The sequence below is a fragment of the Shewanella loihica PV-4 genome (assembly GCF_000016065.1).
Lineage (GTDB): Bacteria > Pseudomonadota > Gammaproteobacteria > Enterobacterales > Shewanellaceae > Shewanella > Shewanella loihica.
Genome location: NC_009092.1, coordinates 3,494,836 through 3,519,522, shown reverse-complemented (window position 1 = coordinate 3,519,522; position 24,687 = coordinate 3,494,836). Strand labels below are relative to the sequence as shown.

Sequence of the window (24,687 nt, the reverse complement as noted above, 5' to 3'; positions counted from 1 at the left end):
CGGTTCCCGTCAGACCTATGGGGAGATGTAAATAAAATGGAAGAAAAAACACTGCTCGAGGCACGCTTTCACCACAAGCTTGGGCACTATTGGCTGACCTCGGGGGCGGTAGTGCTTGCCGTCTCCGTCGTGGGGATCCCGCTCTTGCTGCTCTGGTACCCCATCGGCCTGTGGGCGACTCATAGATATATCGCCAACATGAGCGCTGAGCTGACCACCAAGAAGCTTATCGTGCGTAAGGGAATACTCACCCGCACCGAAAATACCGTGCCGCTGGAAAAGATCACCGACATGGCGATGATCCAGGGACCGCTGATGCGCCTGTTCGGCATTCATAAGTTGACCATAGAGACGGCGGGGCAGTCGGGCAATGGTGCGCTGATAAGCCTTACCGGCGTCGAGGAGGTGGCCGAGTTTCGCGCCGCCGTGATGGCGCAAAAGAGTGCGCTGGCCGAGCAGAGCCAGCCGGTTGAGGCGAAAGTGGATGTGGCCGCCCAGACCCTGGCCTGCCTGCAGAGTATCGACCAGACCCTGAGGCGCATCGACGCCAAGCTGGCTCAGTCTTAGTTCAAGCAGGCTCAGTCTTAGTTCAAGCAGGCTCGGCCGTAGCATCAGCCGTAGCAGGCTATTGCTGACAGAGCCCTGCCTGGGCAAACGTTTTTAGTTTATCTGAAGGAAAATCGAGAGTGGAAAACGTTAGTGTAAATACAACCCAGACTAGCCTCTGGCTGCAGTGCCGCCGCTTGTTAACTGCCACAGGCCCTGGCCTGCTAATGGCGGCCGCGGCCATCGGCGCATCGCACCTGGTGGCCTCGACCCGCGCCGGCGCCGAGTTTGGCTGGCAGCTGGCCTGGGTGATACTCCTGGTGAACCTGCTCAAGTATCCCTTCTTTGCCGCAGGGGCCCGCTATACCGCGGCAACCGGTGAGAGCCTGCTGCACGGCTATCAGCGCCAAGGACGCGGTTACCTGCTGCTCTTCTCGCTGCTCAACGCCCTGGCGGCGGTGGCCAGCACCGCAGGCGTCGCCATGTTAACTGCCGCGCTGCTCACCCAGTTTATTCCTCTGCCTATCGATCTGCTGGCGTTGATCGTCTTGGTCGCCAGCCTATTGCTCTTGGTACTGGGTCATTATCGGGTGCTGGACAGGGTGACCAAGGTGATCATGCTCTGCCTGACGGTGACCACCCTGAGCGCCGCCGCGCTGGCCTTTAACGCCGAACCTATTCTGGCGCCTGGCTTCGTGTCGCCTTCCCCCTGGCAGTGGGCTCATGTGGGCTTCCTGGTCGCCATGATGGGTTGGATGCCGGCGCCTATCGAGGTGAGCTGCTGGAACTCCCTCTGGCTTTTGGAAAAGCAGAAACAGCAGCGGGTGACGCCTAAGCAGGCGCTGTTCGATTTTAATCTGGGCTTCATCACCACGGCGATACTGGCCGTGGTGTTTCTCTCGCTCGGTGCCATGGTGATGCACGGCTCGGGCGTACACTTCTCGCCTTCCGGGGCCAAGTTTGCCGAGCAGTTGATTCAGCTCTATAGCCAGGTGCTGGGGGAGGGGAGCCGCTATCTGATTGCCCTGGTGGCCCTGCTCTGTATCTTCAGCACCACGGTTACCGTGGTCGATGGCTACAGCCGTACCCTTATCCTGAGTGTGCAGCTACTGCGAAAGGATGAGGTCAGCGAGCGCGGCCTCAACCTGACCATGTTGGCGGTGAGCCTGCTGGGGCTGGGGATCATACTCTTCTTCAAGGGGGCATTGCTGCCACTGCTGCAGTTTGTGATGACCCTGGCCTTCATGACCACCATCATCTTCGCCTGGCTCAACTATCGCCTGATGACCAGTGACAATCTGGCGCCCGGCGATCGCTACGGCGTGGCCATGCGGCTGCTTTCTTGGATCGGCATGACTTATCTGCTAGGGTTTGCGGCTTTATTTGTCTACTGGAAGTTTGTCGGTTAAATAGCCGTTTAGGAGAACAAGGATGAAGATGAGTGTCGTGGCGAGCAGCCTCTGTCTGTTGGGGGCCATTGCTAGCGGCAGAGTGTCTGCTAGTGAGTTTGTTATCGTGGATAAGCTTGAGCAAGCTGTTGCTGAGCGGGCGATTTTACCCTCTGCGCATGACTCGGTGAGTGGCGCTAACTTTGCCGAGCTAGGCAGTGTTTTCGATAGCATCATCGCCGCCAACGAGCGTCCCTTCTATGGAGTGATCGCCCTGATGCAGCATGGTGAGGTGCGCTACGTGAAAGCTAATCCTTATGGTGAGGCCGCCGCGCCGACACTGGATAGCCGGGTCATGTTGGCCTCACAGAGCAAGATGATCACCGCCGCCCTGATGATGCAGGCGGTAAGCCAGGGCAAGTTGGCTCTGGAGGATAAGATCAATCCTTATCTGGCATCCAACAATCTGCCGACTTATGACGAGCGCATCACTATCGCTCAGCTGCTTAGCCACAGCTCAGGCATCGCGCCTCAGGGCAAGGCGAACCGGTTTGCGCCCGGCAGCGATTTTCAATATTCTAACCTGGGCTATCAGATGCTGGCGCAGCTGCTCGAAATTACCTATCAGCAGGACTTTGCCACCCTAGTGAATGCCTTTCTGAGCGAGCACGGCGTCGAAGGTATCAAGGCCCAGCTTGGGGCGCAGCAGGGGCTGATTGAAGGGATAGAGATCGCTACCCAAGAACCGATGGAATATGAGGTGCAGATGAACCTCCTGCCGGGCGGTGGCATGACGGGCTCTGCCAAGGGGCTGCTCGATTACCTCTGGGCGCTCCATGGCGGTAAGCTGCTGAGCGACGATGCCTACCAGGCGATGGTGGCTCCTCAGATACTGCGGCCGCATCGCTGGTCGCAGCTCTATTATGGCTTCGGCGTGCAGGTGAACCAGCAGGGAATAAAGGAGTACAGCCACTCAGGTTATCTGCCCGGCTATCAATCGTTGAGCCTGAGTTATCCCGAGTCAGACACTTATTTGGTGGTGCTGGAAAACGCCTCCTGGCCGATCGATCAGAGTAATCAAGCCTTCGGCCTGCACGATAAGCTGCGCCGGGCGCTGCGGGAGACTCTGATGGCAGGTAGCAAGTTTGAAAATAATGCCTCGGCGCCGACGCAAAGTCGGTTATAATGTCGTCGCTATGGCAGGCGCACCCGCGCGAGCCAGTAATTTAAGAATTTAAGTCATGATTAATAACGATATTTTACGCCGTCTACGATTCGTATTCGATTACAAGAATGCCAAGATGATCAAGATCTTCGCCAAGGTCAAACATGAGATGAGCCAGGAAGTCCTGCTCAACATGCTCAAGAAAGAGGCCGAAGAGGGCTATAAGCCCTGTAACGACAAGACCTTGTGCCTGTTTCTGGATGGCTTGATCATCGAAAAGCGCGGCCTGCGCGATGGGGCAGAGATCCCCGCTCCCGTATCTCAGTTAAACAACAATCTGATCTTCAAGAAGCTGAGGATCGCCCTTGAGATGCGCGAAGAGGATATCATCGAGACCTTAGCCCTGGCGGACTTCAGAATGACGAGTTCCGAGCTGGGTGCTCTGTTTAGAAAACCCGGCCATAAACACTTTAAGGAGTGTGGCGACCAGGTGCTGCGTAACTTCTTGATGGGTCTGTCGATCAAGTATCGCGGTAAGTAAATAATATCATTCGCTAAAGACGCGGCTCAGGCCGCGTTTTTTTATGCCTGGCGTCAGGCTCAAGCCTGGGGTGTTTAAAACAACCTGGGTGTGAAAATAATCAAAAAAATGATCGCGCGAAAGGCAACAAAGATCACACTTTGTGGTAATCTTGCCAAAATTGAACGCACAGCCATTCCAACATACCCACAGATAGAGAAAAGGTTACCAATGGACGATAATAAACGCCCGCTATATCTTCCTTTTGCCGGCCCTGCCATTCTTGAAGCCCCCTTGATCAACAAGGGAAGTGCCTTCACCGAAGAGGAGCGTATCTTCTTTAACCTAGAGGGCCTGCTGCCTCATGTGATCGAGACCATCGAAGAACAGGCATCGCGCGCCTACGATCAGTACAAGAACTTCGGCAACGATCTCGATCGTCATATCTATCTGCGTAACATTCAGGATACCAACGAGACCCTGTACTACCGTCTGCTGCAGAATCATATTACCGAGATGATGCCCATCATCTACACGCCGACGGTTGGCCTGGCTTGTGAGCGTTTCTCGAAAAACTATCGTCGTAACCGCGGCCTGTTTATCTCCTATCCCAACAAGGATCGCATCGACGACATCCTCAATAACTCGACCCGTCAGAAGGTGAAGATCATCGTTGTGACCGATGGTGAGCGTATCTTGGGTCTGGGCGACCAGGGGATCGGCGGCATGGGTATTCCTATCGGTAAGCTGTCGCTCTACACCAGCTGTGGCGGTATCAGCCCGGCCTATACCTTGCCTATCACCTTAGACGTGGGTACAGATAACCCGCATCTGCTGGAAGATCCTATGTATATGGGCTGGCGTAATCAGCGTATCGGCGGCGAAGAGTATGCCGAGTTTGTCGAGGCCTTCATGGAGGCGGTACATAGACGTTGGCCGGATGCTTTGATCCAGTTTGAAGACTTCGCTCAGAAGAACGCCATGCCGCTGCTTGAGCGTTACAAGGACAGATACTGCTGCTTTAACGACGACATTCAGGGCACCGCGGCGGTGACAGTTGGCTCCTTGCTGGCGGCCTGTCAGGCGGCGGACAGTAAGCTGAGTCAGCAGCGCATCGCCTTCTTAGGCGCCGGCAGTGCAGGTTGTGGTATTGCCGAGGCGATCATCGCCCAGATGGTGTCAGAAGGCATTAGCGACGAGCAGGCACGCCAGCAGGTATTCATGGTAGACCGCTGGGGACTGCTGCAAGACAACATGCCTAACCTGCTGCCTTTCCAACAGAATCTGGCGCAGCAGGTGGCCAAGGTCGAGGGCTGGAACACTGAGAGTGAGAACATCTCGCTATTGGATGTGATGCACAATGGTAAGCCTACCGTGCTGATCGGGGTATCTGGCGCGCCGGGTCTGTTCAGCGAAGAGATCATCAAGGCGATGCACACTCACTGTGAACGCCCGATCATCTTCCCGCTGTCTAACCCGACTAGCCGCGTCGAGGCGACGCCGAAAGATATTCTGCACTGGACCAAGGGTCAGGCGCTGGTGGCAACCGGCAGCCCGTTCGAGCCTGTGGTGATCGAGGAGCAGACCTATGAGATCGCCCAGTGTAACAACAGCTATATCTTCCCTGGGATTGGTCTGGGCGTGCTGGCCTCTGGTGCTAAGCGCGTCAGCAACGAGATGCTGATGGCCTCAAGCCGCGCCCTGGCTGAGTGCTCGCCCTTGGCGAAGGACGGAGAGGGATCTTTGCTGCCGGCACTGGAAGATATTCACTCGGTCAGTAAGCATATCGCCTTCGCGGTGGGCAAGGTTGCCATCGAGCAGGGACATGCGCTGCCAGCCAGCGACGAGCTACTGATGCAGGCGATCGAAGATAACTTCTGGACGGCGGAATATCGCCGTTATAAGCGCACCTCTTTCTAACCTCTTTGGCTTAGCCGTTTGCGCTTTAAAAAAGCCGCCTCAGGGCGGCTTTTTTGTGTCTTATACAAGATGAAATTTTGCTTTGGATCACAAAGCGTTATTTAAGCCTATGATCCTGTCGGCACTTCTTTCATCGTGATTGCTTTTTTAAGTTTGGCTTAATCTTGGCTGGTAATGCTCGCCGGATAGCTTGCTGCGCCTTGGATCTTGCCCGCTTTGGCCATACCAGGCGGCAAGCCTTTGAATGTAAGCTTTTTAGTTGTTTGACTTGCCAAAACCAGGAGCCCGAGATGAAAACATTGATCACCCTAGCCGCCGGCCTGCTATTTGCTGGCGCCGCCGTTGGCATGGATTGTAAAGATTGCCATGAGCCTATCGACCTGACCATGCATACTGAGTCAGAGGCCACGTTGGCAAGCTGTAACGATTGTCACGCCATGAAGGATGCCCATGCCCCCGATGCAGAGGTGCATACCCCAGAGCTGACCATCAAAGAGTGCAGTGATTGCCACGGCATGAACTAGTGGTTTTGCCAATTTAAGGTGGCATAAAAAAGGGCCCTCAAAGAGGGCCCAAAGACAAGGTCGAACTAAATAGTTGGACGCTTAGTGCAGCTTACGGCGTCCGGCGATTAGACCCAGTAGGCCTAGAGCTAGGAAGCCAAGGCTACCGCCCGAGTCAGAGTCACCGCCCTGATCTGGGGTTTCTGGCGCCGGAGGCGTTGGCTCAACACCGTCTGAGTTCACCGTCAGCATGAAGCTGGTGGACGCGGCGTCAGATGGGTAGGCCATATCGTGTACGGTTACCGTTACCAGGGTCTCACCATACCAGTCGGCATCAGGTGTGATACTGAAGCTGTTGCCATCCACAGTTGCCGTGATGTGCTCACCCGATACCATGATGCCGTTGGCTGTGCCTTTAACATCGTTGTAGGTAACAGTGATGCCTTCCAGCGTGGTGTTCTCTTCCATCATCATGTCGGCAATGGCTGCCACGCTGATATTCGATGGGCTAGAGACCTCATGGGTTACCGTCACCAACTCTGAGTCTGCATACTGAGTATCGACTTTCACATAGTTGCTAGCGCCGACGGCATTTGCCGACACACGCGCCGAGAACTTGAGTGATACCTTTGACTGCTCTGGGCCGCGATAATCGGCGCAGACAACAGTGCCTGAGCTGATCTTCTCATCGACATCCTTATAGGCAAAGCCATCGTTCAGCCAACCTCCTGCAGGGCCGAAGGTGGCGCGCTCACCCCAGTAACCGTGTAGACCGACAGAACCGAACTGATCGTTCTTTGTGTCTAAGGTTTCATAGGCGAAGATGATCTCGGGGCTTGCCTCATCGAAGCTGATGTCAGTTGCGACGATAGTCTGAATGTTGAACTTAGCATCCGGATCAGGCGTATCGTTACCGCTGAGGAAGGAGTTCCACTCCTCACCACCATCCCACTGGAAGATGTAGTGCTTATTGGTGATCACCGCATAAACAGCATGCTCATAGCGACCCGTATTCCAGTTGAACATGGTCTGCGGCATTCTCACATCGCCGCGCCATAGTGGTGCCACCATAGTGTCTGGGAAGCCCTGGAAGATATCGTTAAATTCCAGGTTGTAGTTCCAGAAGTCTGGCATTGGGTCAAACTGCACATAGCCGAATGGCGAGATGGCTAACACGTCCTGTCCAAACACTTCAGGGTTACCATACAGTGGCACATGGGGTAAGCCGTTGGCACTGAGTGGGATCAATAGTGTCTGATTCGATCTTCCAGACAGACCTATGGGCTGAGATCCTTGAGAAGGCAGATCGTAGAAGCTGCCATCTTCCCCATAGGGCACTCGACAGGTCTCATCTGTGAGGTTGGTGGTAAATACATAGTGGCGTTTCATCTCGCTCGAAGATGGCTGCGCCGCCGCGATTGCTATGCTGTTGCCTTCGACCGTCATGCCTTCGCTATAGTTGCCTATACCGCCCACAGAGATAGAGTCTGGCATCAGTACCAAGCCTTCGCTCAGCTGAGTGTTGAAGGTAAACGCACGCTCACCACCAAGCAGGTTAGGCGCCAGTTCGACGACGAAATCTAGGATGTCACCCTCTTTGGCTGCCGTTTGCGAGGCGCTGATATTGGTGTCACTGCCCATGTGCATTAGCTTGACCGCAAAGTCACCTAGGTTAGTGTCGTTATACTCATCACTTCCCAAACCGACCATGCCGTAGTAGACATCACCTTCCTCTGCGCCAGGCAGATTGTAGTTGAGCTTCAGTTGATATGGAGTCATGCCGTCATTGGTAGCAGGCCCTTCGACGGTCAGGTTGCCAGTATCAGCGTCGCCTACCACGGCAAGGCTTAGCTCGAATGGATCGGCTAGGTTCTTCTCGTCCTCATACTCCCATTTCCAGTTGGCGGCGATGGCCCAATAGCGACCCGGCATAGGGTTATTGATGGCGCAGAAGTCACCATTGTCTGTCTGTGAGAAACAGATGGCTTCGTCTAACCATTGGATATCCTCGTCACCGTTTACATCCATACCTAAGTCTATCGAGGTATAGGCGTGTTTCGGTGCCGAAAGGACTTCCCACACGACGCGCTTGGTGCCTTCGGGCACATCGAAGAAGATAACCTTGGCGCCGCCATCCTCAATCTCTTGGCGTGTGTAGCCGTCTGAGTAGAGTCTGACGTCGGCGCGCTTAAGCTCGGCGTCGTGACGCTCACCTTTGGTGAGGCCATAGACACGTGAGTTTAGCGATTGTACCTCTTTGGTATGGAGCTCTGGTGTCAGGTTGTGGCCCTGTTGGCGATGTATGATGCCAGAGACCTCGTTAGGCAAGGTGTCGCCCTTATAGCGGACCCCAACCGGCAGATGCTGCATCGGCTTGCTGCTGTCGCTCGGCGTCAGCTTAACGCTACCTGTCAGCTGGATCTGCGAAGAGTCGGCGCCAATGGCTTCGACTTCGAGGATCTTAGCCTTGAGGCTGATTGCCTGAGACTCTCCGGCCTTGAGGGTAAAGGTCTTAGGCGATACCTCAAGTTCCAGCATCTGTGCGCCTTCCATCTCGTTAGGCGTTGCCTCAACCGTCCAGGTACCGTCTTGGGTTGCGGTTACCGTACGCATCCAGGTACAGGTGCCAGCACAGCTATCGTGATAGAAGTAAGGCAGGTTCAGGGTGTGAATGTTGCCACCATTCTTAGGGTTGGCGGCGCGATAGTTGTCGACGCTTTCATCCAGAAGCAGTGGAGCGTTGTTGGCGCGTGATACGTTGATCACCCCGCTACCCGCGTCGCTGAAGCCCGCCGCGACTGGGTCGTAAGGATTACCGTCACGAGCGCGTGTGACGCCTTCCAGTGATGCAGTGGTCATCAGCGCCGATTGGATCTGCGCAGGTGTCCAGTCAGGATGCGCCTGAGTCAGCAGCGCCATGGCACCGGCAACGTGTGGGGCTGCCATAGAGGTACCGCTGATGGCAGCGTAGTCGGCAGGCATGCCTTGGGTGGTGAATGGCATCTCATCGGCCCAAGCGGCGTAAATATTCACACCTGGAGCGGCAAGGTTAGGTGACATTACATCTGGCGCTTCCAGGTTGGGGCCGCGAGACGAGAAGTCGGCAACATAGTCGGCGGTACCTTCTTTAGTGCTGACCTCAGATGCGGTGATGGTCAGGGTGTGACCGCTACCTGCGGCGAGCCAGCTTTGCAGGCCGTAATAACCGTTATCGCTGTTGCCATAGTAGCTGCCATAGTCGATGTTGATGCCAGGGATGACGTAAGGGTCGTTATGGGTCGGATCTGAATATCCTGGGTTCCACAGGATAAAGCCGCCAGCGCCACCGGCCTGAACATTTACTGCCTTGCTTACACGGGCGATATCGCCGCGCTTACAGACGACGATTGGTGCGGTGGCATAGGGATTGCCTTCTGGGTCGGCATCAAAGAAACCGGCTGGGAAGGGCTCGTTACACATCTCATACTCGCTGCCATAGGCCTTGGCCTCGACAACTGGGCCTGTGTAAGCTTCGGTGATCCCCGAGCCTTCCAGGTTGCTAAGTGGCTGATCGCCGCCCGTGGCATTGGTCAGCATCTTACCCTCGACGGCAATAACACGGCCATGCGTGGTGGCCGCTACCGAGGTGAGCCAAGGCGAGAAGTGATCGATGGCGCCGCGTGCCTGAGAGGCATACTGTGGCATGTAGGAGTTACCCGCAGAGGCCGACACTGAGATGCCTGCTTCACGGGCGGCCAGGAAGCCCAGCTCCATAGGATCGTCCCACGGGAATGTGCCGAAGGTAGTCCCGATAGAGTAGTTGATCACATCCACGCCATCGGCGATGGCATCATCGATAGCTGCAAGCAAGGCAGAGCCCTTACAACCAGCATAGCTGTCGCCAAAGCTGCCATCACCCGGATAACAGACCTGATACATGATGACGTTGGCACGAGGCGCGACGCCTGAGATCTTGCTGAATTTGAGTCCAGTAGGAATACCGTCGCCGGTTTCGCCAAGTGAAGCTACCACATAGTCGACATCTGAAAGCTCGTTACCCGCTGCGGTCGAGGAGGTGTGTGAGCCATGGCCGTTGTAGTCTTCACCGTTTTGAGGACGCTTAGGATCCTCGACCTGCCAACTTGGGATATCTGGCTGGAAGATAGGATCGAGATAGCTATCTGTGATCGCCTCGTACGAGCGTACCCCGATTAGCTTATCGTTACACATGCTGGCAAATTCGGCCTTTTCACAGTCACCTAGATAGTGACTGTAACGTGCAGGCATCTGGTGCACGTAGCCATCACCGGCGACGGCGGCGAACGATGGATGATCTGTGTTGATCCCCGTATCCAGTACGCCGACCACTATGCCTTCGCCCTTATACTTATCGTCTGCTGCCGTGCCCATCCACATGCCATCGGCGCCGATATGTTTAGGTCCCACGTCTGTGTGCAACTCATACATTTTTTCCAGGCTGACATTGCGAATGCCTGGCAGTGCAGCCACACGAGCGGCTTGATCTTGGGTCATGCGCATTGCCATGCCGTTAAAGGCCAGGCTATATCGTTGCTTCACCTCGACATTACCACCTACTGTGGCACTGATCTGAGACAGTACCTGAGTCTGTTTGTCGGCGAGGTAGTTGGTGTATTGCTTCACCGCACGACTACTCATATCGACCTTGTTGTGGCCTCGTGCATTGAGCATCACGGGGACAGTGCTCATCTTAGGTGAGGTGGCCGCCAGGTTAGGCAGGTCGCCGCGATAGAGTGAAACCGGCTTGTCGCTGAGCTCGACGATATAGGTCTGCTCGCCTGTTAGGCCGGCCTCAAATTTGAACGGCACCTTGCTGTTTTGCTGAGTGGCAATTGCGCGGTGTACGTTCTTGCCGTTGCTGCCACGTTGTTGCAGCGATTCACTACTCTGGATACCGTTGCGCTGTTTACCGGCGCGCAGGTCCTCATTGTATTTCAGGATGGCGTCGGTGATCTCTATGCTGCGCATGTTATGCGTATCAGCATTACTCGACGCGGCGGCGCCGCCAACGCCGGCGGCATAGATGGCCGCTATCGTCATGAGACTTATTTTTTTCAATTTCATTGGTTGTTCCCTTTTCTTTTTATTGTCAAAGCTTGGGCTTGGTTGCAAAAGTAAGGCACTCGTACACCATTCGATTTTTATTGAGTTACTGATGTGCAGGCCAATGCGTAAAAGCTATAGGGGTATGCATAACAGGTATGTGGGGAGGAAAAGAGAAAGCTTAAATCGCCAGGGTGAGATGAGAGTTGATTGGTTTTTTAGGCTGTTAATTTTTCAATGAACAGTGTTTTGTATTGCAATGAATGGGTTTTGTTGTTTTAACTGTTTGTGAGGAGAAACTTTTGTGGAAAGTTTGCGACTCGCATAACAGGCTGCCGTATGTATCATTTGGTAGCAAACTGATACAAATTGTTAATTTTGTGTTGCATGCGACCAATTTGTCTATTTGATTAGCGAATACTTAACCATTAATTATGTTAAGTTTTTGTTTTAAATAGTCTTGGTTGAATTTTGTCCGGAGGCTGATCTTTTTCTTCTGTATCCCCTAAGGCCCGAGTCTTGCGCTTGGTAGGTGCCCCCCCTATTTCTCTTGTCTCGCGATAGTGATAGAAATTAAGCCTAGGCTGTATTCAATGCGGCACTAGGCCAAGTTCATATCTGTGGCAATCATAAAAATAACTATAAGAGTGAGATAGATGGAATTACGACACTTAAGGCACTTCATTGTTCTGGCAAGGTTGAAGAGTTTTAGCAAGGCAGCCAATGAGCTGCACCTAGCTCAGCCTTCATTATCTCGCAGTATTCAGAAGATGGAGGAGCGTCTGGGGGCCAGCCTGCTGGCCAGAGATGAGAAGCATTTTGCCCTGACCGAATATGGCCGCTTGGTATTGGCTCAGGGGGAGTTGATCGTCAGCCAACTCGAATACTTGGAATCTGAGATCAAAACCAAACAGGGGCTGGAAAAGGCCAAGCTGGTCATCGGCGCCAGCCCCATTCCGTCCAACAGTATTATTGGCCCTGCGGTAGGCAGGTTTATCCGCGATAACCCGGATATCTCTCTGGAGTTAAAGGTCGAGAGTTGGAGCCGACTCTACAAGCTGTTGCTTAAGGGGGAACTCGACATGTTCATCGCCGAGACTAATGCCACCTTACTGGATCAGCGAGACAATGTAATCACGCAGTGCCTGCCTCAGTCCCAGGCCATTTTCTGCTGCCGCCCCCATCATCCACTGACTCGTCTGAAAACCGTCTACTTACCTAGTCTGCGCGATTACCCTGTGGGCATGCCCAGTGCCATGCCTCAGCTGTTGAGGCAAAGATTTGAGGATCTGTTTGAGGAAGACAGACATGACTTCGTGGGCTTGGTGAAGTATGCCCAGTTTCAGCCGATCAAGTCGGCCATAAAAGAGTGTGACATGGTGGTGATTACCCCTGATATTTCGGTGCGCGAGGAGCTGGCATCGGGAGAACTGGTGGCTCTGGATGTGGTGGGGGTACCGAATATCAAGGCGAGCTTTAGTGTGGTATCGATGAAGAATCGTCGCTTGAGCCACAGCGCCGAGCAGTTTGTCGACTCCTTACTGACCCACTCTTCCGCCAAGGCGGTTGGTTTTTAGCTACTTGATAAGAGAAATAACAAAAGGGCCTGATATCAGGCCCTTTTTTGATGCGAAGATTCGGGTTGTCAATCTTAGCCCTAGCGCTGCTTGAGATTGATATCGCCGCTGATGGTGTTGATCAAAATATCGGCGCTGCCTTTGCCCATCTGGAACTGCAGCGAGCTGCCAGGACCATACTTAGGTCGTTTCGGCTTATCCTGGCTCAGGCGATTGTCGATGTCACCACTTGGGCCGCCGTCGATGGCTAAGGTCGCATCCAGATTCGCCGGTAGGCTGAAGCTGATATCGCCGCTGACACTGTCTAGGCTGGCCTTGGTGGCCAGGGCGGAAACCGACAGGTTCAGATCGCCGCTGACGCTCTGGGCCTTGAGTCGGTCCACTTTATCTAAAGTCACCTTGGCATCTCCCGATACCAGCTCGATAGAGACCTGGTCGGCGCCGCTGTCGGCCTCGAGCTTACCGCTGACCAGGGTGTAGCTGACCTTACCGAGGCTCTGTTTATCTTTGATGTTGCCGGATACTGTCTCCAGCTTGAGCTTGCCTTCAAGCCCCTGGCTGACAATGTTGCCCGAGACGGTATTGATGGCCACCTGCTCGGTGAGATTTTCGGCCTTAATGTTACCGCTGACGGTCTGCACATTGATGTCACCGGCGAGCTTACTCACTCTGTAGTTGGCCGATACCCCTTCGCCGTTGAGCTTGAGCTTTGCTGGCACCTTGATGGTCAGGCGTGAGCCCTCCTTGTTGCTACCCGAGTAGTGGCGGGGCAGTTTATCTTCGATAGAGATGGTGCCGGACTTTTGCTCTACCGTGAGGCCTTCGCTCAGCTCATCTAAGGTGCCCGTGATGGAGATGGCGTCCTGATCCCAGGAGAGGATCTCGACTTCGCCGCGCTGCACCTCCAGGTTCAGACGCAGATCTCCTTCGACTTCGATGCGTTTATCCACGCTCTGCGCCGCCAGCACAGATTGGCTTAATAAGATAAAAGGCAATGCCAGGGCGGTAGTTTTTAGTTGTATTTTCATATCATCTCTCCTGTGGTATCTCGATCGACAGGGAGTTTTTGCCCCTGTTTGATTAATTCAATCTCGCGTTGCTGGGTCCATAGCCAAAGCTGCCACAGCTGTTTGTCAGTCGGGTTGAGCTTTAGCGCCTCATAGATCTCCTTGGCGGCGGCTCTTAGCTGTTCTATCCCTTGCTCGACCGGCTGGCTGTATGGGCTGCTGCGCCAATCGACTCGCTTGGTCAGGCTTAGTGCGTCGACGCTTGCCTTATGCTGGGCCTGAATGGCGGCCAGAGTCTGAATGAGGGCCTCGTTCTCGGCATCAGGCATTGTTGGCCCAAGGCTCAACTTGCCGACCAGCAGCGCCAGCAACAGGGTGCTGGCGATTGCCATGGGACGCCAGTAGCTGCGGGGGCTATCCTTGGGCGCATCGAGGCGAAGTTCGACCCCTTGCCAGAGATCCCGCTCTGGCGTCATCTCCCTCGGCGTCTCTTCGAGGAGACGCTTGAGCGTATCTGCTTTGTCGACCATTAGATCATCTCCTGCAGTAGTTTCTTGGCCCTGTGGTACTGCGCCTTGCTGGTGCCGGGGGCTATATTGAGGCGCTTGGCGATCTCGTCATGCTGATATCCCTCCAGAGCGTAGAGGACGAAGACGATACGGGCGCGCTCCGGTAGACGCAGCAACAACTTGTCCACTCCCTGGTAGTCGAAGTCGATGGCGGCTGCGTGAGTCTCTTCGCTCGGCATAAACCTGGCCCAGAAGCTCTTATGCTTCTTGATGCAGCTCAGGGCCTGATTCACCGTCAGGCTGTGGAGCCAGGTGGTAAATTGGCTCTTGCCATCGAACAGGGGCAGCTTCTGCCACAGGCGCACAAAGGTTTCCTGGGTGGCTTCTTCTGCCAGCTCGGTCTGGCCGGCCAGACGAAAACAGAGGGCGTAGACGCGTCTGTGATGCTGATCGTAGAGTTGTCGAAATGCCGTCTTATCTCCCTGCTTGGCGCGCTGCACCAATACGGCATCGAGGAGCTGGTGAGCATCATCTGGACTCGTGAGTGCGCTCAAATCTGTCTTCCCTGTGAGTGAACAATACCTATTAGACATAGGCAGCGATTGAAATGGTTTAAAGCGAAATGAAAAAAAGTGTTGGCTTAAGGTATATCAGCGAAGATCGAATGCCAACCAGGTGGGAAAAGTCGCATGTGAAGAGGAGAAACATTCGAGGCTATGGTGAAGCAGCCTATGAAGAAACCGTCATTGAAGGAGCGAATGTCGAAGGAGGCAACGGCTAAAAGGGGCTATGAAAACAGGGCGGCTTAGCTGTACTGGATTAGCTGTACTAGCTTAGCCGCCCCATGATGTCATCTTATAGGCGCTAGGCCTGTTTTTCGTATACTAGCTGGGCACCCACCAGATCCGCAAGAGCGGTGCCGACCGATTTAAACAGGGTAATGCCTTGTTCGCCTTGGCGACCTGGTATGTCACCGCGGCAGAGGTCTGCCAATTCGCCCTTGACCTGGGAAAGCTCAAACACGCCTTCCGACACAGGGATCAGCAGCTCGCCCGCCTCGGCGAAGACATTGACCTTGGCATCCACATAAACCTCGGCCTTGACGACCAGCTCGCTGTCGCATTCGCGTCTGTCATGATTGTGGTTGCCTACCAAGTCCACATGGGTGCCGGGCGCGACCCAGGCGGAATCGAAGAGTGGCGCTGGCGCCCCGGTGGCGCAGCTGATGATGTCGGCCGCGGCGACGGCCTTTGGCAGATCCTCACAGGCCTTCACCTCTATCTGCGGCGCGGCGGCCTGGATAGCGCTGATGGTCTTATCAACCTTATCCGGCGAGCGGCCCCATACTGTTATAGTTTTTAGCTGCCTCACGCTGGCATGCGCCAATGCCATAAAGGTCGCCAGGCGTCCCGTACCAAACAGCAGCAGATGCTTGGCATCAGACCGTGACAGATACTGGCTCGCTAGTGCCGAGATTGCGGCCGTGCGCCAGTAGGTGACGCTGGTGCCATCGACCAGGGCCTGGGGCTCACCGGTTTCGCGATTGAAGATCAAAATCTTGGAGTAGAGGCTCTCAAGTTCGGGAGACTTCTTAGGATTGCCGGGAAAATAGGTGAAGGCTTTGACCGCTATGGTCTTCTGGTTCCAGGCCGGCAATACGGCAAAGGCATCGCTGTGGCTACTGTCGTCTAACGGAAAGACCTGGCGCTGGGGCATTCCGGCGGGCTGGGCAAAGGTGTCTCTTAGGGCGGCGGTGAGACTGGGGAAGTCCAGTGCCTGGTGCACCGCTTCGGCATCGATAACTTGCATAGTACCTCCTGTTTATTTTGGGATATTGTATGCAAATTGTGCTTAAATTGAAAGCTGGGCCATATACTTAAAGCTGATGGTGGATTTTTTTTAGTCAATCGAGCTCGATAAGCGGCTGAATTATTAATAATTCATTAAAGATGAATGTATGTAAGTCGATAGTTACTATACTCAATATTGGAATCAAATTTGGCATTCCAAGGTGTTAATTGTCGTTGAAGACAAGTAAAGCAATCACTTCAACAAAAAGGATCTCCCCTTATGCTCATTCGTCACAAATTACTCGTTAGCGCAGCAGTGTCTATCTGTTCTGTGATAGCGATGTTTGGCTTGCAGCGCTTTTCGGCGGCAAAGCTGGATGATTTGTCCCATGCTGCACAACAAGTTATCGAACTTGAAAAGGATGTTTTGAGTTTACGTCGAGATGAAAAAGACTTTTTTGCCCGTTTGGATCTGGCCTATCTAGATAAGCACAAGACGCAGGCGAGAGAGTTAGACGAGAAGATGGTCAGCCTGGGAGCCATCTTCGATCGGCATGATATCTCCCAGAGCGATCTGCAAGCCTTTAGGCAGAACCTGACCCGCTACGAGTCTATCTTTGCCGAGATTGCCGAGCTGCAAAAGCAGATTGGCCTGCATCCTAAGGATGGCCTCTATGGTGCGCTGCGCAGCGCGGTGCATAACGTAGAGACCCTGGTGAAAGAGAAGAACGAGCCCGAGCTGATGGTGACCATGTTGCAGCTGCGCCGCAACGAAAAAGATTTTATGCTCAGGCGCGCCATGAGTTATCTGGATAAGTTTAAAGGCAACTTGGCGCTGCTGAGACAGCAAGTTTCTGGCGCCATGTTAAGCGATTCGGTCAAAGGTGAGCTTAATGCCCTGATCGACGATTATGAGAAGAACTTCAAGGCCCTGGTCAGCAAAGAGCAGGAGCTGGGTCTGGACAAAGACAGTGGCAGCATGGCGAGCCTGCGAGACAGTATTTCCTCGGCAGAGAAGTCCTTGGTGCAGCTTAAGGCACAATCCATGGACGCGATTAGCGATGCTGAGAGCGCAACTGTTACCATCAGTATCGTTGTTTTTATCCTAATTACTCTGGTTTTAATCGGTTTCACTCTGGCGATCATTCGCAGCATCATGGAGCCTGTGCAGCGGATCAGCGATGCGATTTCACGCATCGAGGCAACCAAAGATCTGACCCTGAGATGCGATACTAAGGTGGATGATGAAATCGGCCAGATAGCCCGTCATTTTAATAGCATGGTGGAGTCGTTTCAGTCGCTGATCCGAGAGGTGCTGACCTCGGTCGAGGTGGTGAATCACTCCTGTCAGGAGCTGTCGGAGAACTCGATGCGTGCCTCGGAAGGGGTGGGACGTCAGCTCAATGAGACCGACATGGTGGCGACCGCGATCACCGAGATGGGGGCGACCATAGATGAGATTGCCAGCAATACCGAGCTGGCGGCAGAGCGGGCCGGCAACACTCATGATAATGCTCAGCAAGGCCAGGTCGGCGTCGAGCACACCATAGAGAAGATCCAGGCATTGGCGGCGCAGCTGACCGATTCGGCCCAGGTGGTCTCCGAGCTTGAGAAAGACAGCGAAACCATTGGCAGCGTGTTGGATGTGATCCGTGGAATTGCAGAGCAGACCAACCTACTGGCGCTAAATGCCGCCATCGAGGCTGCCAGGGCCGGTGAGCAGGGCAGAGGCTTTGCCGTGGTCGCCGATGAGGTGAGAAGTCTGGCGATGCGTACCCAGGAGTCGACCGAGGAGATCGCCGGTATCATTCAGACACTGCAGTCTCGTACTCGCTCTATTGTGCAGCTGATGGAAGCGACCCAAAGGCAAGGCATTGAGAGTGCCGATCAGGCGGCAAGTGCCGGCGCCCTGCTGGAGCAGATCAACGCCGATGTCACCAACATCATGGACATGAGTACGCAAATCGCCGCGGCGATCGAGGAGCAGAGCATGGTAGCCTCCGAGGTGAACAAGAATGTGGTAGTGATCCGCGACATCGCCGCCGAGTCGGCCCAGGCGGCGGATGAAAACGCCAAGGCCTCCGACGATGTGAAGGCGCGCACTCAGGTACTCTATCAGGCGGTGAGTCTGTTTAAGATTTAGGCGGTTGATTTAGAAAGGGGGCTTAGGCCCCTTTTTTTTTGAAATTTATTTGTGAAATGCTGGGTTTATACTCAAATTCTGTCGTCGGGTCGACTAAGCTAGTCTAGAGTGCAGGACAAAGAGAGTGGTCGATGCGATTAAATCACTTCCTAAATATTTTAGCCCTAGGGCTCTTGCTGCTGTCATTTCTGACCGCAAGCGGCATCTATTACCTCATCTACCTGCCAAGAATTGAAGAGCAAGTGATCTCAAGGCAAGACAGAGATCTGCAGGCGGTTCAAAAGGGGATCGCCTATGCCCAAAAAAACCTGGATACCCTCTGCTACGACTACGCCATCTGGGATGATATGGTGAGCTTTGTCGATAATGTATCGCCTGAGTTTGTGACCAAGAATTTGTTTGATAACGCCTTTGAGGCGGCCAATGTCGATGGTTTCTATGTGTTTAACCGCCAAAATCAGCTGGTGTGGCAATATCGAAGTGGCGCTGATTTTGACTCGCAGCAGCTGCCCTTAGGCAAGGTTGGTGTGGCAGGCAAGCTTCTCCCCTCAAAGGTGGAGGTGGATACAGGGAAGCCTTCGGTGCGCAGCGGTCTGCTGCGCATGGGATCTAGGGTGGTCTATTTCAGCAATGTCACCGTCTTGCCCAGTAACGGCGAGGGAGAGGTGGCGGGTAGCTTGCTGACAGTACGTAACGTAAGTCAGGCGATTCATGAGGAGATAGAGCAGTTTAGCCTGATCAAGTTTGACCTCGAGGTGCTGGCTAAACCTGAGCTTGCCGGTGAGACCTCGCTGGGTTTTAGAGAGACACCTAAGGTGGATGAGATCTCCGCGGAGCATTCTTGGTTCCTGCATGATGCGCTCAACGTGCCTTCCCTCAAGATCACTGTGATCCACGACCGGAATCTTATCCCCTCTATCTTTACCGTAGAGTCAATCCTGATGTTTTTAAGCGTCCTGGTGATGTCCTACATCGCCATCGTTCCCTTCTCGGCGCTGGTGGTCCGGCCGCTGCGGGTCGCCAACGCAGTACTGGATAAGATGGCCCACAGAGGTGTGTTACTCACCATGCCTACGGGTTGGGCGATCACCGAGGTGGCCAAGCTGACCGAGTCTTTCAATCTGGTGGTGGAGAAGCTGGAGCGGCATCAAAACTATCTGGAATCTCTCTCTTTTAACGACCCCCTCACTGGCATCGCCAATCGCCGCAGCCTGGAGGTGTTCGCCGAGCGTGCTCATAAACAGTGGCGCGAGGGCAAGGGGGCGATTGGCTTCATCATGCTGGATATCGATTTCTTCAAGCCCTATAACGACACGGTCGGGCATCAGAGTGGCGACCAGGCCCTGATCAAGGTGGCCCAGGCCCTGATGCTTGAGTGTCGTCGCCGTGGCGAGCTAGTTACCCGTTATGGCGGCGAAGAGTTTTGTGTGGTGATCCACGGCGATAACCTGGCGCAGATGGAACTGCTGGCCAGGCGCATGCTGCAAAGGGTGCGGGATCTCAACATCTATCATCAAGCCTCGCCCTACGAGATCATCACCGTCAGCATGGGCGCCGTCCTCTATGACGGCTATCATCCCGAGTTTGCCGATGACGACTGGCAGCATATGGTCAAGTTGGCCGACGAGCAGCTCTATCAGGCAAAAGAGAGCGGGCGAAATAACCTGCAGATACTGCATCGCAAGGTGAGCCCGCTCTTCGTGGTTGGCTGAGTCAGAGCCTGAAGGTGGTGACCTGTTGCCGCATCGAGTCGGCCAGCGAGGTGAGCTGAGCGATGGAGTGACCCAGCTCTAAGGCAGATTCCGTTGACTGGCTGGCGATATCGCTGATGGCGATAATGCTGCGGTTAATGCTCTCGGCGACACTGCTCTGCTCCTCCGCCGCCGTGGCGATATGGGTGTTCATCTCTGTGATGTTGTCGACCGAGGCGACTATCTCCTGTAGCGCTTCCCCCGCCTTGTTGGTCTGTTGATTGGCATCATCCACCTGTTTAATGCCCACATCCATGGCGGTGACCGCCTCGTTCACCCCGCTCTGCAGCGTCTCTATCATGGTCTCGATCTCCTGGGTCGCCTCCTGGGTGCGCTGGGCGAGGGAGCGAACCTCGTCGGCGACCACGGCAAATCCGCGCCCCTGCTCACCGGCCCTGGCAGCCTCGATAGCGGCGTTGAGGGCCAGCAGGTTGGTCTGCTCGGCAATCCCCTTGATGACGCTCAGTACGCTGCCGATATGTTGGCTCTCGTGGGACAGGTGGGTGATCACCTCTGAGGTGCTCTGGATCTGCATCGACAGCGCCTGCATGCTGCTAATCGACAGCTGGACGATATCATTACCGTTGGCGGCGAATCGGTCGGCATTTCTGGCCGAGTCGGCGGCGGCCGTGGTGCTCTGTGCTACCTCGTTAACCGTTGCCGTCATTTCATTCATGGCCGTGGCGGTCTGCTCTGTCTCCGCCTGCTGCTGTTGAATGCGGGCGTTAGAGATCTGGGTGAACTCGTTAAGGGCTAACGCAGAGTCGCTAACGCTATTGGCCGCCTCGGCGACCCCTTTGAGGATGCCGCGCAGGTGGCGAAAGACATCGTTGAGCCCGGTGGAGATCAGCCCCAGCTCGTCCTTATTCAGTTGCTCGAAGGTGACAGTGAGATCTGAGTCTTGCTGTATGGTATGTAGCTGAGTGCGTATGTGGTTGATGGGTTTCATTACGCTGCGGTTGATCCAGACGCCGAGCACTATACTGGCAATGGCGGCCACCAGGGTGATGAGTATGAAGAGGGAGATAGAGGACTCGTAGATCTCGGCGACCCTGTCTTTCTCCTCGCCGGCGACCTTGAGCTGCAGGCTGATCAGCTCGGCGATGGTGCCGCTGATGGGATCGATCACCCGGTAGAGTGGGATAATCTCCTCCCGCAGCTGGCCGGCAATATTACCTGACTTCCCCCCAAGCAGCTGTTCTAGATGGGTGATACGCTGGTTGGCCGGAACAAACAGGCGCTCGGCCTCATCGACCAAGCGTTTCTCATCCGTGGTGAGTTCGGTGGCGACGTATTGGCGCCATTTGCTGTCTATGTTGTTGCTTGCTTCCTGCAGGGCTTGATTGGCCTGTTCGGCGCTGAACTCACCGGCATTGGCCTTGTTGATGGCATCGATGACAAATACCGCGTAATCGTCGGCGATCACCTTAAGATCTTCTAGCGGAACGACTCTGTCGTTATAGATGGTGACGACACCTTTCTCGATATTATTCATCATGTTGATTGCTAAGATGCAGATACAGATGAGGAGCGAGAGGGGGAGTAAGATGCCGAAAGCCATCTTGTGCTTGATTTGAATATTGTTCATATAGATACCCAAATGAAGGAGTAAATAGCAGAAAGCTAAAACTTATGACGTATCTATAGGTATAGCAAAAGATTGAAATGGGTAAGATGAATAGAAACAAAAAAGCCTCGCAGTGCGAGGCTTTTTTGTGTGGTGCGCTAGGCACCCTCAGAATATGGTGCCCGAACCCGGAATCGAACCAGGGACACGAGGATTTTCAATCCTCTGCTCTACCGACTGAGCTATTCGGGCGACGGGGTGCATTAAAAGGCTTTTGCGCATTTGAGTCAACACATTTTTGCAAAAACTTTGTTTATCTCGCTTGTTTGGATAACTTTTGCCCGAAACGTCGATTTTTAGATCAAATGTCGCTGTAAGGCCTCAGGGAGGAGTGAGAAAGGACGTGGACTGGGGAGTTAGTTCTTGGTCGTTCATCTCGGTGAAATCTGACTGCTTATAGGCGGAATGGATGGTTATTTCGGTAATAACGGGCAAGGTGTAACAACCGATAAGGTGTAATGGTAATTTGTGCCGACAGTTGGGCCATGTGGTGGGTAAGAGGCTAGATAGCGAGTAAGAGGCTCCCGAGATAAAAACAGATCAAAAAAAGCCCCGCAGTTGCGGGGCCTCTTAATTCAATTATTGCCAGACTTACTTGAGCATATCATTGTTAGGGAAGTTACTCTGCATCACCATGAGTACGTGATCTTTGAGTTTCTGCTGGCCGAGTTCCTCGTAGGCGGTTGCCATGATCTCCAGGGCGCGCTCGGTAGATGGCGTACCCGGGTAGGTTTCCAGCACTGTCTGGGCGCGCACGGCGGCGGCGCTCCAGGCATTCATCTTGATGTAGTATTCTGCGACGGTAATGGCGTACTTGGCCAGGCGGTTTTTCAAGAACTGCATGCGTTTCTGCGCATCGGCGGCATACTTGCTGTTAGGATACTGCTTGATCAGACGATCGAAGTCTTTAAAGGCGTCCTGCGCCGCCTTGGGATCTCGGTCGGTTCTGTCGATGTTGAGCATGTCGTGGAACATATAGTTGTCCGACTGCATGTTCACCAGACCACGCATATAGTAGACATAGTCGATATCTTTATGTGTGGGGTTAAGGCGAATGAAGCGATCGATATTGGCGATGCCCGATGCCGAATCGTCCAACTTGTAGTATGCGTAGATCAGGTCTAATTGTACCTGAGTCTTGTGTGGACCGAAGGGATAGCGAGAGTCTAGTGCTTCCAAAGAGCGCACCGCTTTACTATAGTTGCCCAGCTCCATCGAGGTTCTGGCTTGAGAATAGAGGACTTCGGGGGAAGATTTACTCAGTTCGATATCATCTTCTGGTTTACTACTACACGCCGCTAAGGCCAATGACAACAAGGCGATAGCTGCGCCTTTAGCAAAATTATGCATACTTGAATTCGATTCTTTGTAAGTTGTTGTTTAAGAATTTTTCCATTTCACGATAAAATAGAAACAATACGATTGTAACAGATAGCACTTTAATTTGGACCCCAAAACGCGGGTACGGTTCCTATGACACAAGAGATTAATCTAAAAAGCGAGATCACAGCAACACAAACCGGGCAGAGATTAGACCAAACTCTGGCTGAGTTGTTCCCTGATTACTCCCGTACACGTATTAAAGAGTGGATACAGGCTGGTGCCGTCTACGTCGATGGTATGGTGCAGACTAAGCCGAGAGAAAAGGTGCTCGAAGGCCAGGAAATTGAGATCGAAGCCACTCTGAAGGAAGAGATCAAGGCCGAGGCTCAGGCGATCGATCTGGATATCGTCTACGAAGATGACCATATTATCGTGATCAACAAACAGGCGGGTCTGGTAGTTCATCCGGGAGCGGGTAACAGCGACGGCACCCTGATGAACGCGCTGCTGCACCATTGCCCCGAGATTGAGCTCGTTCCCAGGGCCGGTATCGTCCATCGTCTCGATAAGGACACCACAGGCTTGATGGTGGTGGCCAAGACAGTCGAGGCCCAGACCCATCTGGTCGCTGCCCTGCAGGCCCGCGAGATCACCCGTGAGTATGAGGCGATCGTGAGTGGCACCATGACGGCCGGCGGCGTGGTGGATGAGCCGATTGCCCGTCACCCAACCAAGCGTACCCATATGGCTGTGCATCATAGTGGCCGCCCCTCTGTGACCCACTACCGTGTGGCAGAGAAGTTCCGCGCCCATACCCGTCTGCGTCTGCGTCTGGAAACCGGTCGTACCCACCAGATCAGGGTGCACATGGCGCACATAGGTCACATCTTGGTGGGGGATCCCGTCTATGGTGGTCGTCCTCGTCCACCGAAGAAGGCGACACCTGAATTGATGGAGGCGCTGAACGGCTTTAAGCGTCAGGCGCTGCATGCGGTGCGCCTCGAGCTGGCACACCCCTTCACCTGTGAGATCATGAGCTGGCAGGCGCCAATCCCAGAAGATATGGTGGCCTTGACCCGCGCCCTGCGTGACGACACTAAGGCTCATCCGGTGGAATATTAATGCTGCCTCAAGACTGGTTCATTCCCCCTGGCGTGAAGCTGGCTTTTAGCCGGCGTCAGGGCGGTGTGAGCCAGGCTCCCTTCGATAGTCTCAATCTTGGTGACCATGTCGGGGACGATCCCGATCATGTTCGCCAAAATCGTCTGCTTGCGGCTCAGGCCTTGGGCATGTCTGGTAAGCCAGCCTGGCTGCAGCAAGTTCATGGTATTGAGCTGGTAAACCTAGATCTGGACACTAACCGTATCGCCGATGGTAGCTTCAGCCGCAGTGGCGAGCATACGTGTGTGGTGATGACCGCCGACTGTCTGCCTGTGCTTATCTGCGATCGCGCGGCGACTCAGGTGGCGGCGGTGCACGCCGGTTGGCGCGGCTTGTGTAACGGCATAGTCGAGGCCGCTATCGCCGAGTTCGATGCGCCCGCCGATGAGCTACTCGTCTATCTTGGCCCCTGTATCGGCCCCAAGGCCTTCGAGGTTGGGGCGGAAGTCAGGGCGCAGTTTATCGCCCAGCATGCCGAAACAGATGCCTTTTTTACCCCCAAAGACGATAAGTTTTTGGCCGACCTGCAAGGGATCGCTCGTTACCGGGCAGAGCGTCTCGGCATCGCTTCCGTCTATCAACTGACACACTGCACCTATAGCATGAGCGCAGATTATTTCTCCTACCGCCGCGAGGCAAAAACCGGGCGCATGGCCTCATTTATCTGGCTGGAAAAATAGCGCAAATTTTCAGCAA

The 24,687-nt window shown here is 54.2% G+C and carries 18 protein-coding genes and 1 tRNA gene; 11 read left to right on the top strand and 8 right to left on the bottom strand.

The features are described 5' to 3' along the window. Nucleotides 1–36: 36 nt before the first annotated feature. The 6 genes from SHEW_RS15360 (at nucleotide 37) to SHEW_RS15335 (ending at nucleotide 6,063) form a co-directional block, all read left to right on the top strand. Nucleotides 37–567: a PH domain-containing protein gene (locus SHEW_RS15360; protein WP_011866763.1), complete on the top strand. Its 531-nt coding sequence runs from the start codon at nucleotides 37–39 to the stop codon at nucleotides 565–567. Nucleotides 568–728: 161 nt separating this feature from the next. Next, complete coding sequence (locus tag SHEW_RS15355) at nucleotides 729–1,955, top strand: Nramp family divalent metal transporter (protein ID WP_263053318.1); 1,227 nt, start codon at nucleotides 729–731, stop codon at nucleotides 1,953–1,955. Between the two features lie 22 nt (nucleotides 1,956–1,977). Beyond that, nucleotides 1,978–3,120, top strand: coding sequence for a serine hydrolase domain-containing protein (locus SHEW_RS15350; protein ID WP_011866761.1), 1,143 nt, complete (start codon nucleotides 1,978–1,980; stop codon nucleotides 3,118–3,120). Between the two features lie 55 nt (nucleotides 3,121–3,175). Then, nucleotides 3,176–3,640 carry a YehS family protein gene (locus SHEW_RS15345; RefSeq protein WP_011866760.1) on the top strand — a complete coding sequence of 155 codons (465 nt, stop codon included), beginning with the start codon at nucleotides 3,176–3,178 and terminating at the stop codon, nucleotides 3,638–3,640. Between the two features lie 210 nt (nucleotides 3,641–3,850). Next, nucleotides 3,851–5,539 carry an NAD-dependent malic enzyme gene (locus SHEW_RS15340; protein WP_011866759.1) on the top strand — a complete coding sequence of 563 codons (1,689 nt, stop codon included), beginning with the start codon at nucleotides 3,851–3,853 and terminating at the stop codon, nucleotides 5,537–5,539. A gap of 290 nt (nucleotides 5,540–5,829) precedes the next feature. Continuing rightward, a complete protein-coding gene (locus SHEW_RS15335; protein ID WP_011866758.1) occupies nucleotides 5,830–6,063 on the top strand; it encodes a cytochrome c3 family protein in 234 nt (77 codons plus the stop codon). 81 nt (nucleotides 6,064–6,144) lie between these two features. Here SHEW_RS15335 and SHEW_RS15330 read toward each other — a convergent pair whose 3' ends face one another. Beyond that, on the bottom strand, nucleotides 6,145–11,124 hold the full coding sequence (locus SHEW_RS15330; RefSeq protein WP_011866757.1) for a S8 family serine peptidase: 4,980 nt from the start codon (nucleotides 11,122–11,124) through the stop codon (nucleotides 6,145–6,147). A gap of 635 nt (nucleotides 11,125–11,759) precedes the next feature. On the opposite strand from SHEW_RS15330, the gene SHEW_RS15325 reads away from it, so the two are divergent. Further along, the gene (locus SHEW_RS15325; RefSeq protein WP_011866756.1) at nucleotides 11,760–12,680 is read left to right on the top strand and encodes a LysR family transcriptional regulator; all 921 of its coding nucleotides are present in this window, start codon (nucleotides 11,760–11,762) and stop codon (nucleotides 12,678–12,680) included. A gap of 80 nt (nucleotides 12,681–12,760) precedes the next feature. Here SHEW_RS15325 and SHEW_RS15320 read toward each other — a convergent pair whose 3' ends face one another. The 4 genes from SHEW_RS15320 to lhpI form a co-directional block, all read right to left on the bottom strand. After that, nucleotides 12,761–13,708, bottom strand: a complete 948-nt coding sequence (locus tag SHEW_RS15320) for a DUF4097 family beta strand repeat-containing protein (protein WP_011866755.1) — start codon at nucleotides 13,706–13,708, stop codon at nucleotides 12,761–12,763. Further along, nucleotides 13,705–14,217, bottom strand: coding sequence for a hypothetical protein (locus SHEW_RS15315; RefSeq protein ID WP_011866754.1), 513 nt, complete (start codon nucleotides 14,215–14,217; stop codon nucleotides 13,705–13,707). The genes SHEW_RS15320 and SHEW_RS15315 overlap by 4 nt, the downstream gene beginning before the upstream one ends. Beyond that, nucleotides 14,217–14,789, bottom strand: a complete 573-nt coding sequence (locus tag SHEW_RS15310; protein ID WP_011866753.1) for an RNA polymerase sigma factor — start codon at nucleotides 14,787–14,789, stop codon at nucleotides 14,217–14,219. The genes SHEW_RS15315 and SHEW_RS15310 overlap by 1 nt, the downstream gene beginning before the upstream one ends. 271 nt (nucleotides 14,790–15,060) lie before the next feature. Continuing rightward, on the bottom strand, nucleotides 15,061–16,005 hold the full coding sequence (gene lhpI, locus SHEW_RS15305) for a bifunctional Delta(1)-pyrroline-2-carboxylate/Delta(1)-piperideine-2-carboxylate reductase (RefSeq protein ID WP_011866752.1): 945 nt from the start codon (nucleotides 16,003–16,005) through the stop codon (nucleotides 15,061–15,063). Between the two features lie 261 nt (nucleotides 16,006–16,266). On the opposite strand from lhpI, the gene SHEW_RS15300 reads away from it, so the two are divergent. Next, complete coding sequence (locus SHEW_RS15300) at nucleotides 16,267–18,129, top strand: methyl-accepting chemotaxis protein (protein WP_011866751.1); 1,863 nt, start codon at nucleotides 16,267–16,269, stop codon at nucleotides 18,127–18,129. Between the two features lie 131 nt (nucleotides 18,130–18,260). Then, nucleotides 18,261–19,841 carry a sensor domain-containing diguanylate cyclase gene (locus tag SHEW_RS15295; RefSeq protein ID WP_011866750.1) on the top strand — a complete coding sequence of 527 codons (1,581 nt, stop codon included), beginning with the start codon at nucleotides 18,261–18,263 and terminating at the stop codon, nucleotides 19,839–19,841. A gap of 1 nt (nucleotide 19,842) precedes the next feature. Here SHEW_RS15295 and SHEW_RS15290 read toward each other — a convergent pair whose 3' ends face one another. From SHEW_RS15290 to SHEW_RS15280, 3 genes are all read right to left on the bottom strand, one after another. Then, nucleotides 19,843–21,468: a methyl-accepting chemotaxis protein gene (locus tag SHEW_RS15290; protein WP_011866749.1), complete on the bottom strand. Its 1,626-nt coding sequence runs from the start codon at nucleotides 21,466–21,468 to the stop codon at nucleotides 19,843–19,845. A 155-nt stretch (nucleotides 21,469–21,623) separates the two neighbouring features. Beyond that, nucleotides 21,624–21,699, bottom strand: a tRNA-Phe gene (locus SHEW_RS15285). Between the two features lie 399 nt (nucleotides 21,700–22,098). Further along, a complete protein-coding gene (locus SHEW_RS15280) occupies nucleotides 22,099–22,857 on the bottom strand; it encodes an outer membrane protein assembly factor BamD (RefSeq protein WP_011866748.1) in 759 nt (252 codons plus the stop codon). Between the two features lie 123 nt (nucleotides 22,858–22,980). Here SHEW_RS15280 and rluD point away from each other — a divergent pair, with 123 nt between their 5' ends. Then, the gene (gene rluD, locus SHEW_RS15275) at nucleotides 22,981–23,952 is read left to right on the top strand and encodes a 23S rRNA pseudouridine(1911/1915/1917) synthase RluD (RefSeq protein ID WP_011866747.1); all 972 of its coding nucleotides are present in this window, start codon (nucleotides 22,981–22,983) and stop codon (nucleotides 23,950–23,952) included. Then, nucleotides 23,952–24,671, top strand: coding sequence for a peptidoglycan editing factor PgeF (gene pgeF, locus SHEW_RS15270; protein ID WP_011866746.1), 720 nt, complete (start codon nucleotides 23,952–23,954; stop codon nucleotides 24,669–24,671). Before rluD ends, pgeF begins: the two co-directional genes overlap by 1 nt. Nucleotides 24,672–24,687 lie beyond the last annotated feature (16 nt).

Coding starts and splice junctions, on each gene's coding strand:
- SHEW_RS15300 (WP_011866751.1), top strand. CDS start 16,267: ATGCTCATTCGTCACAAATTACTCGTTAGCGCAGCAGTGTCTATCTGT.
- SHEW_RS15340 (WP_011866759.1), top strand. CDS start 3,851: ATGGACGATAATAAACGCCCGCTATATCTTCCTTTTGCCGGCCCTGCC.
- lhpI (WP_011866752.1), bottom strand. CDS start 16,005: ATGCAAGTTATCGATGCCGAAGCGGTGCACCAGGCACTGGACTTCCCC.
- SHEW_RS15295 (WP_011866750.1), top strand. CDS start 18,261: ATGCGATTAAATCACTTCCTAAATATTTTAGCCCTAGGGCTCTTGCTG.
- SHEW_RS15290 (WP_011866749.1), bottom strand. CDS start 21,468: ATGAACAATATTCAAATCAAGCACAAGATGGCTTTCGGCATCTTACTC.
- rluD (WP_011866747.1), top strand. CDS start 22,981: ATGACACAAGAGATTAATCTAAAAAGCGAGATCACAGCAACACAAACC.
- SHEW_RS15320 (WP_011866755.1), bottom strand. CDS start 13,708: ATGAAAATACAACTAAAAACTACCGCCCTGGCATTGCCTTTTATCTTA.
- SHEW_RS15310 (WP_011866753.1), bottom strand. CDS start 14,789: ATGTCTAATAGGTATTGTTCACTCACAGGGAAGACAGATTTGAGCGCA.
- SHEW_RS15360 (WP_011866763.1), top strand. CDS start 37: ATGGAAGAAAAAACACTGCTCGAGGCACGCTTTCACCACAAGCTTGGG.
- SHEW_RS15345 (WP_011866760.1), top strand. CDS start 3,176: ATGATTAATAACGATATTTTACGCCGTCTACGATTCGTATTCGATTAC.
- SHEW_RS15325 (WP_011866756.1), top strand. CDS start 11,760: ATGGAATTACGACACTTAAGGCACTTCATTGTTCTGGCAAGGTTGAAG.
- SHEW_RS15330 (WP_011866757.1), bottom strand. CDS start 11,124: ATGAAATTGAAAAAAATAAGTCTCATGACGATAGCGGCCATCTATGCC.
- pgeF (WP_011866746.1), top strand. CDS start 23,952: ATGCTGCCTCAAGACTGGTTCATTCCCCCTGGCGTGAAGCTGGCTTTT.
- SHEW_RS15315 (WP_011866754.1), bottom strand. CDS start 14,217: ATGGTCGACAAAGCAGATACGCTCAAGCGTCTCCTCGAAGAGACGCCG.
- SHEW_RS15350 (WP_011866761.1), top strand. CDS start 1,978: ATGAAGATGAGTGTCGTGGCGAGCAGCCTCTGTCTGTTGGGGGCCATT.
- SHEW_RS15280 (WP_011866748.1), bottom strand. CDS start 22,857: ATGCATAATTTTGCTAAAGGCGCAGCTATCGCCTTGTTGTCATTGGCC.
- SHEW_RS15335 (WP_011866758.1), top strand. CDS start 5,830: ATGAAAACATTGATCACCCTAGCCGCCGGCCTGCTATTTGCTGGCGCC.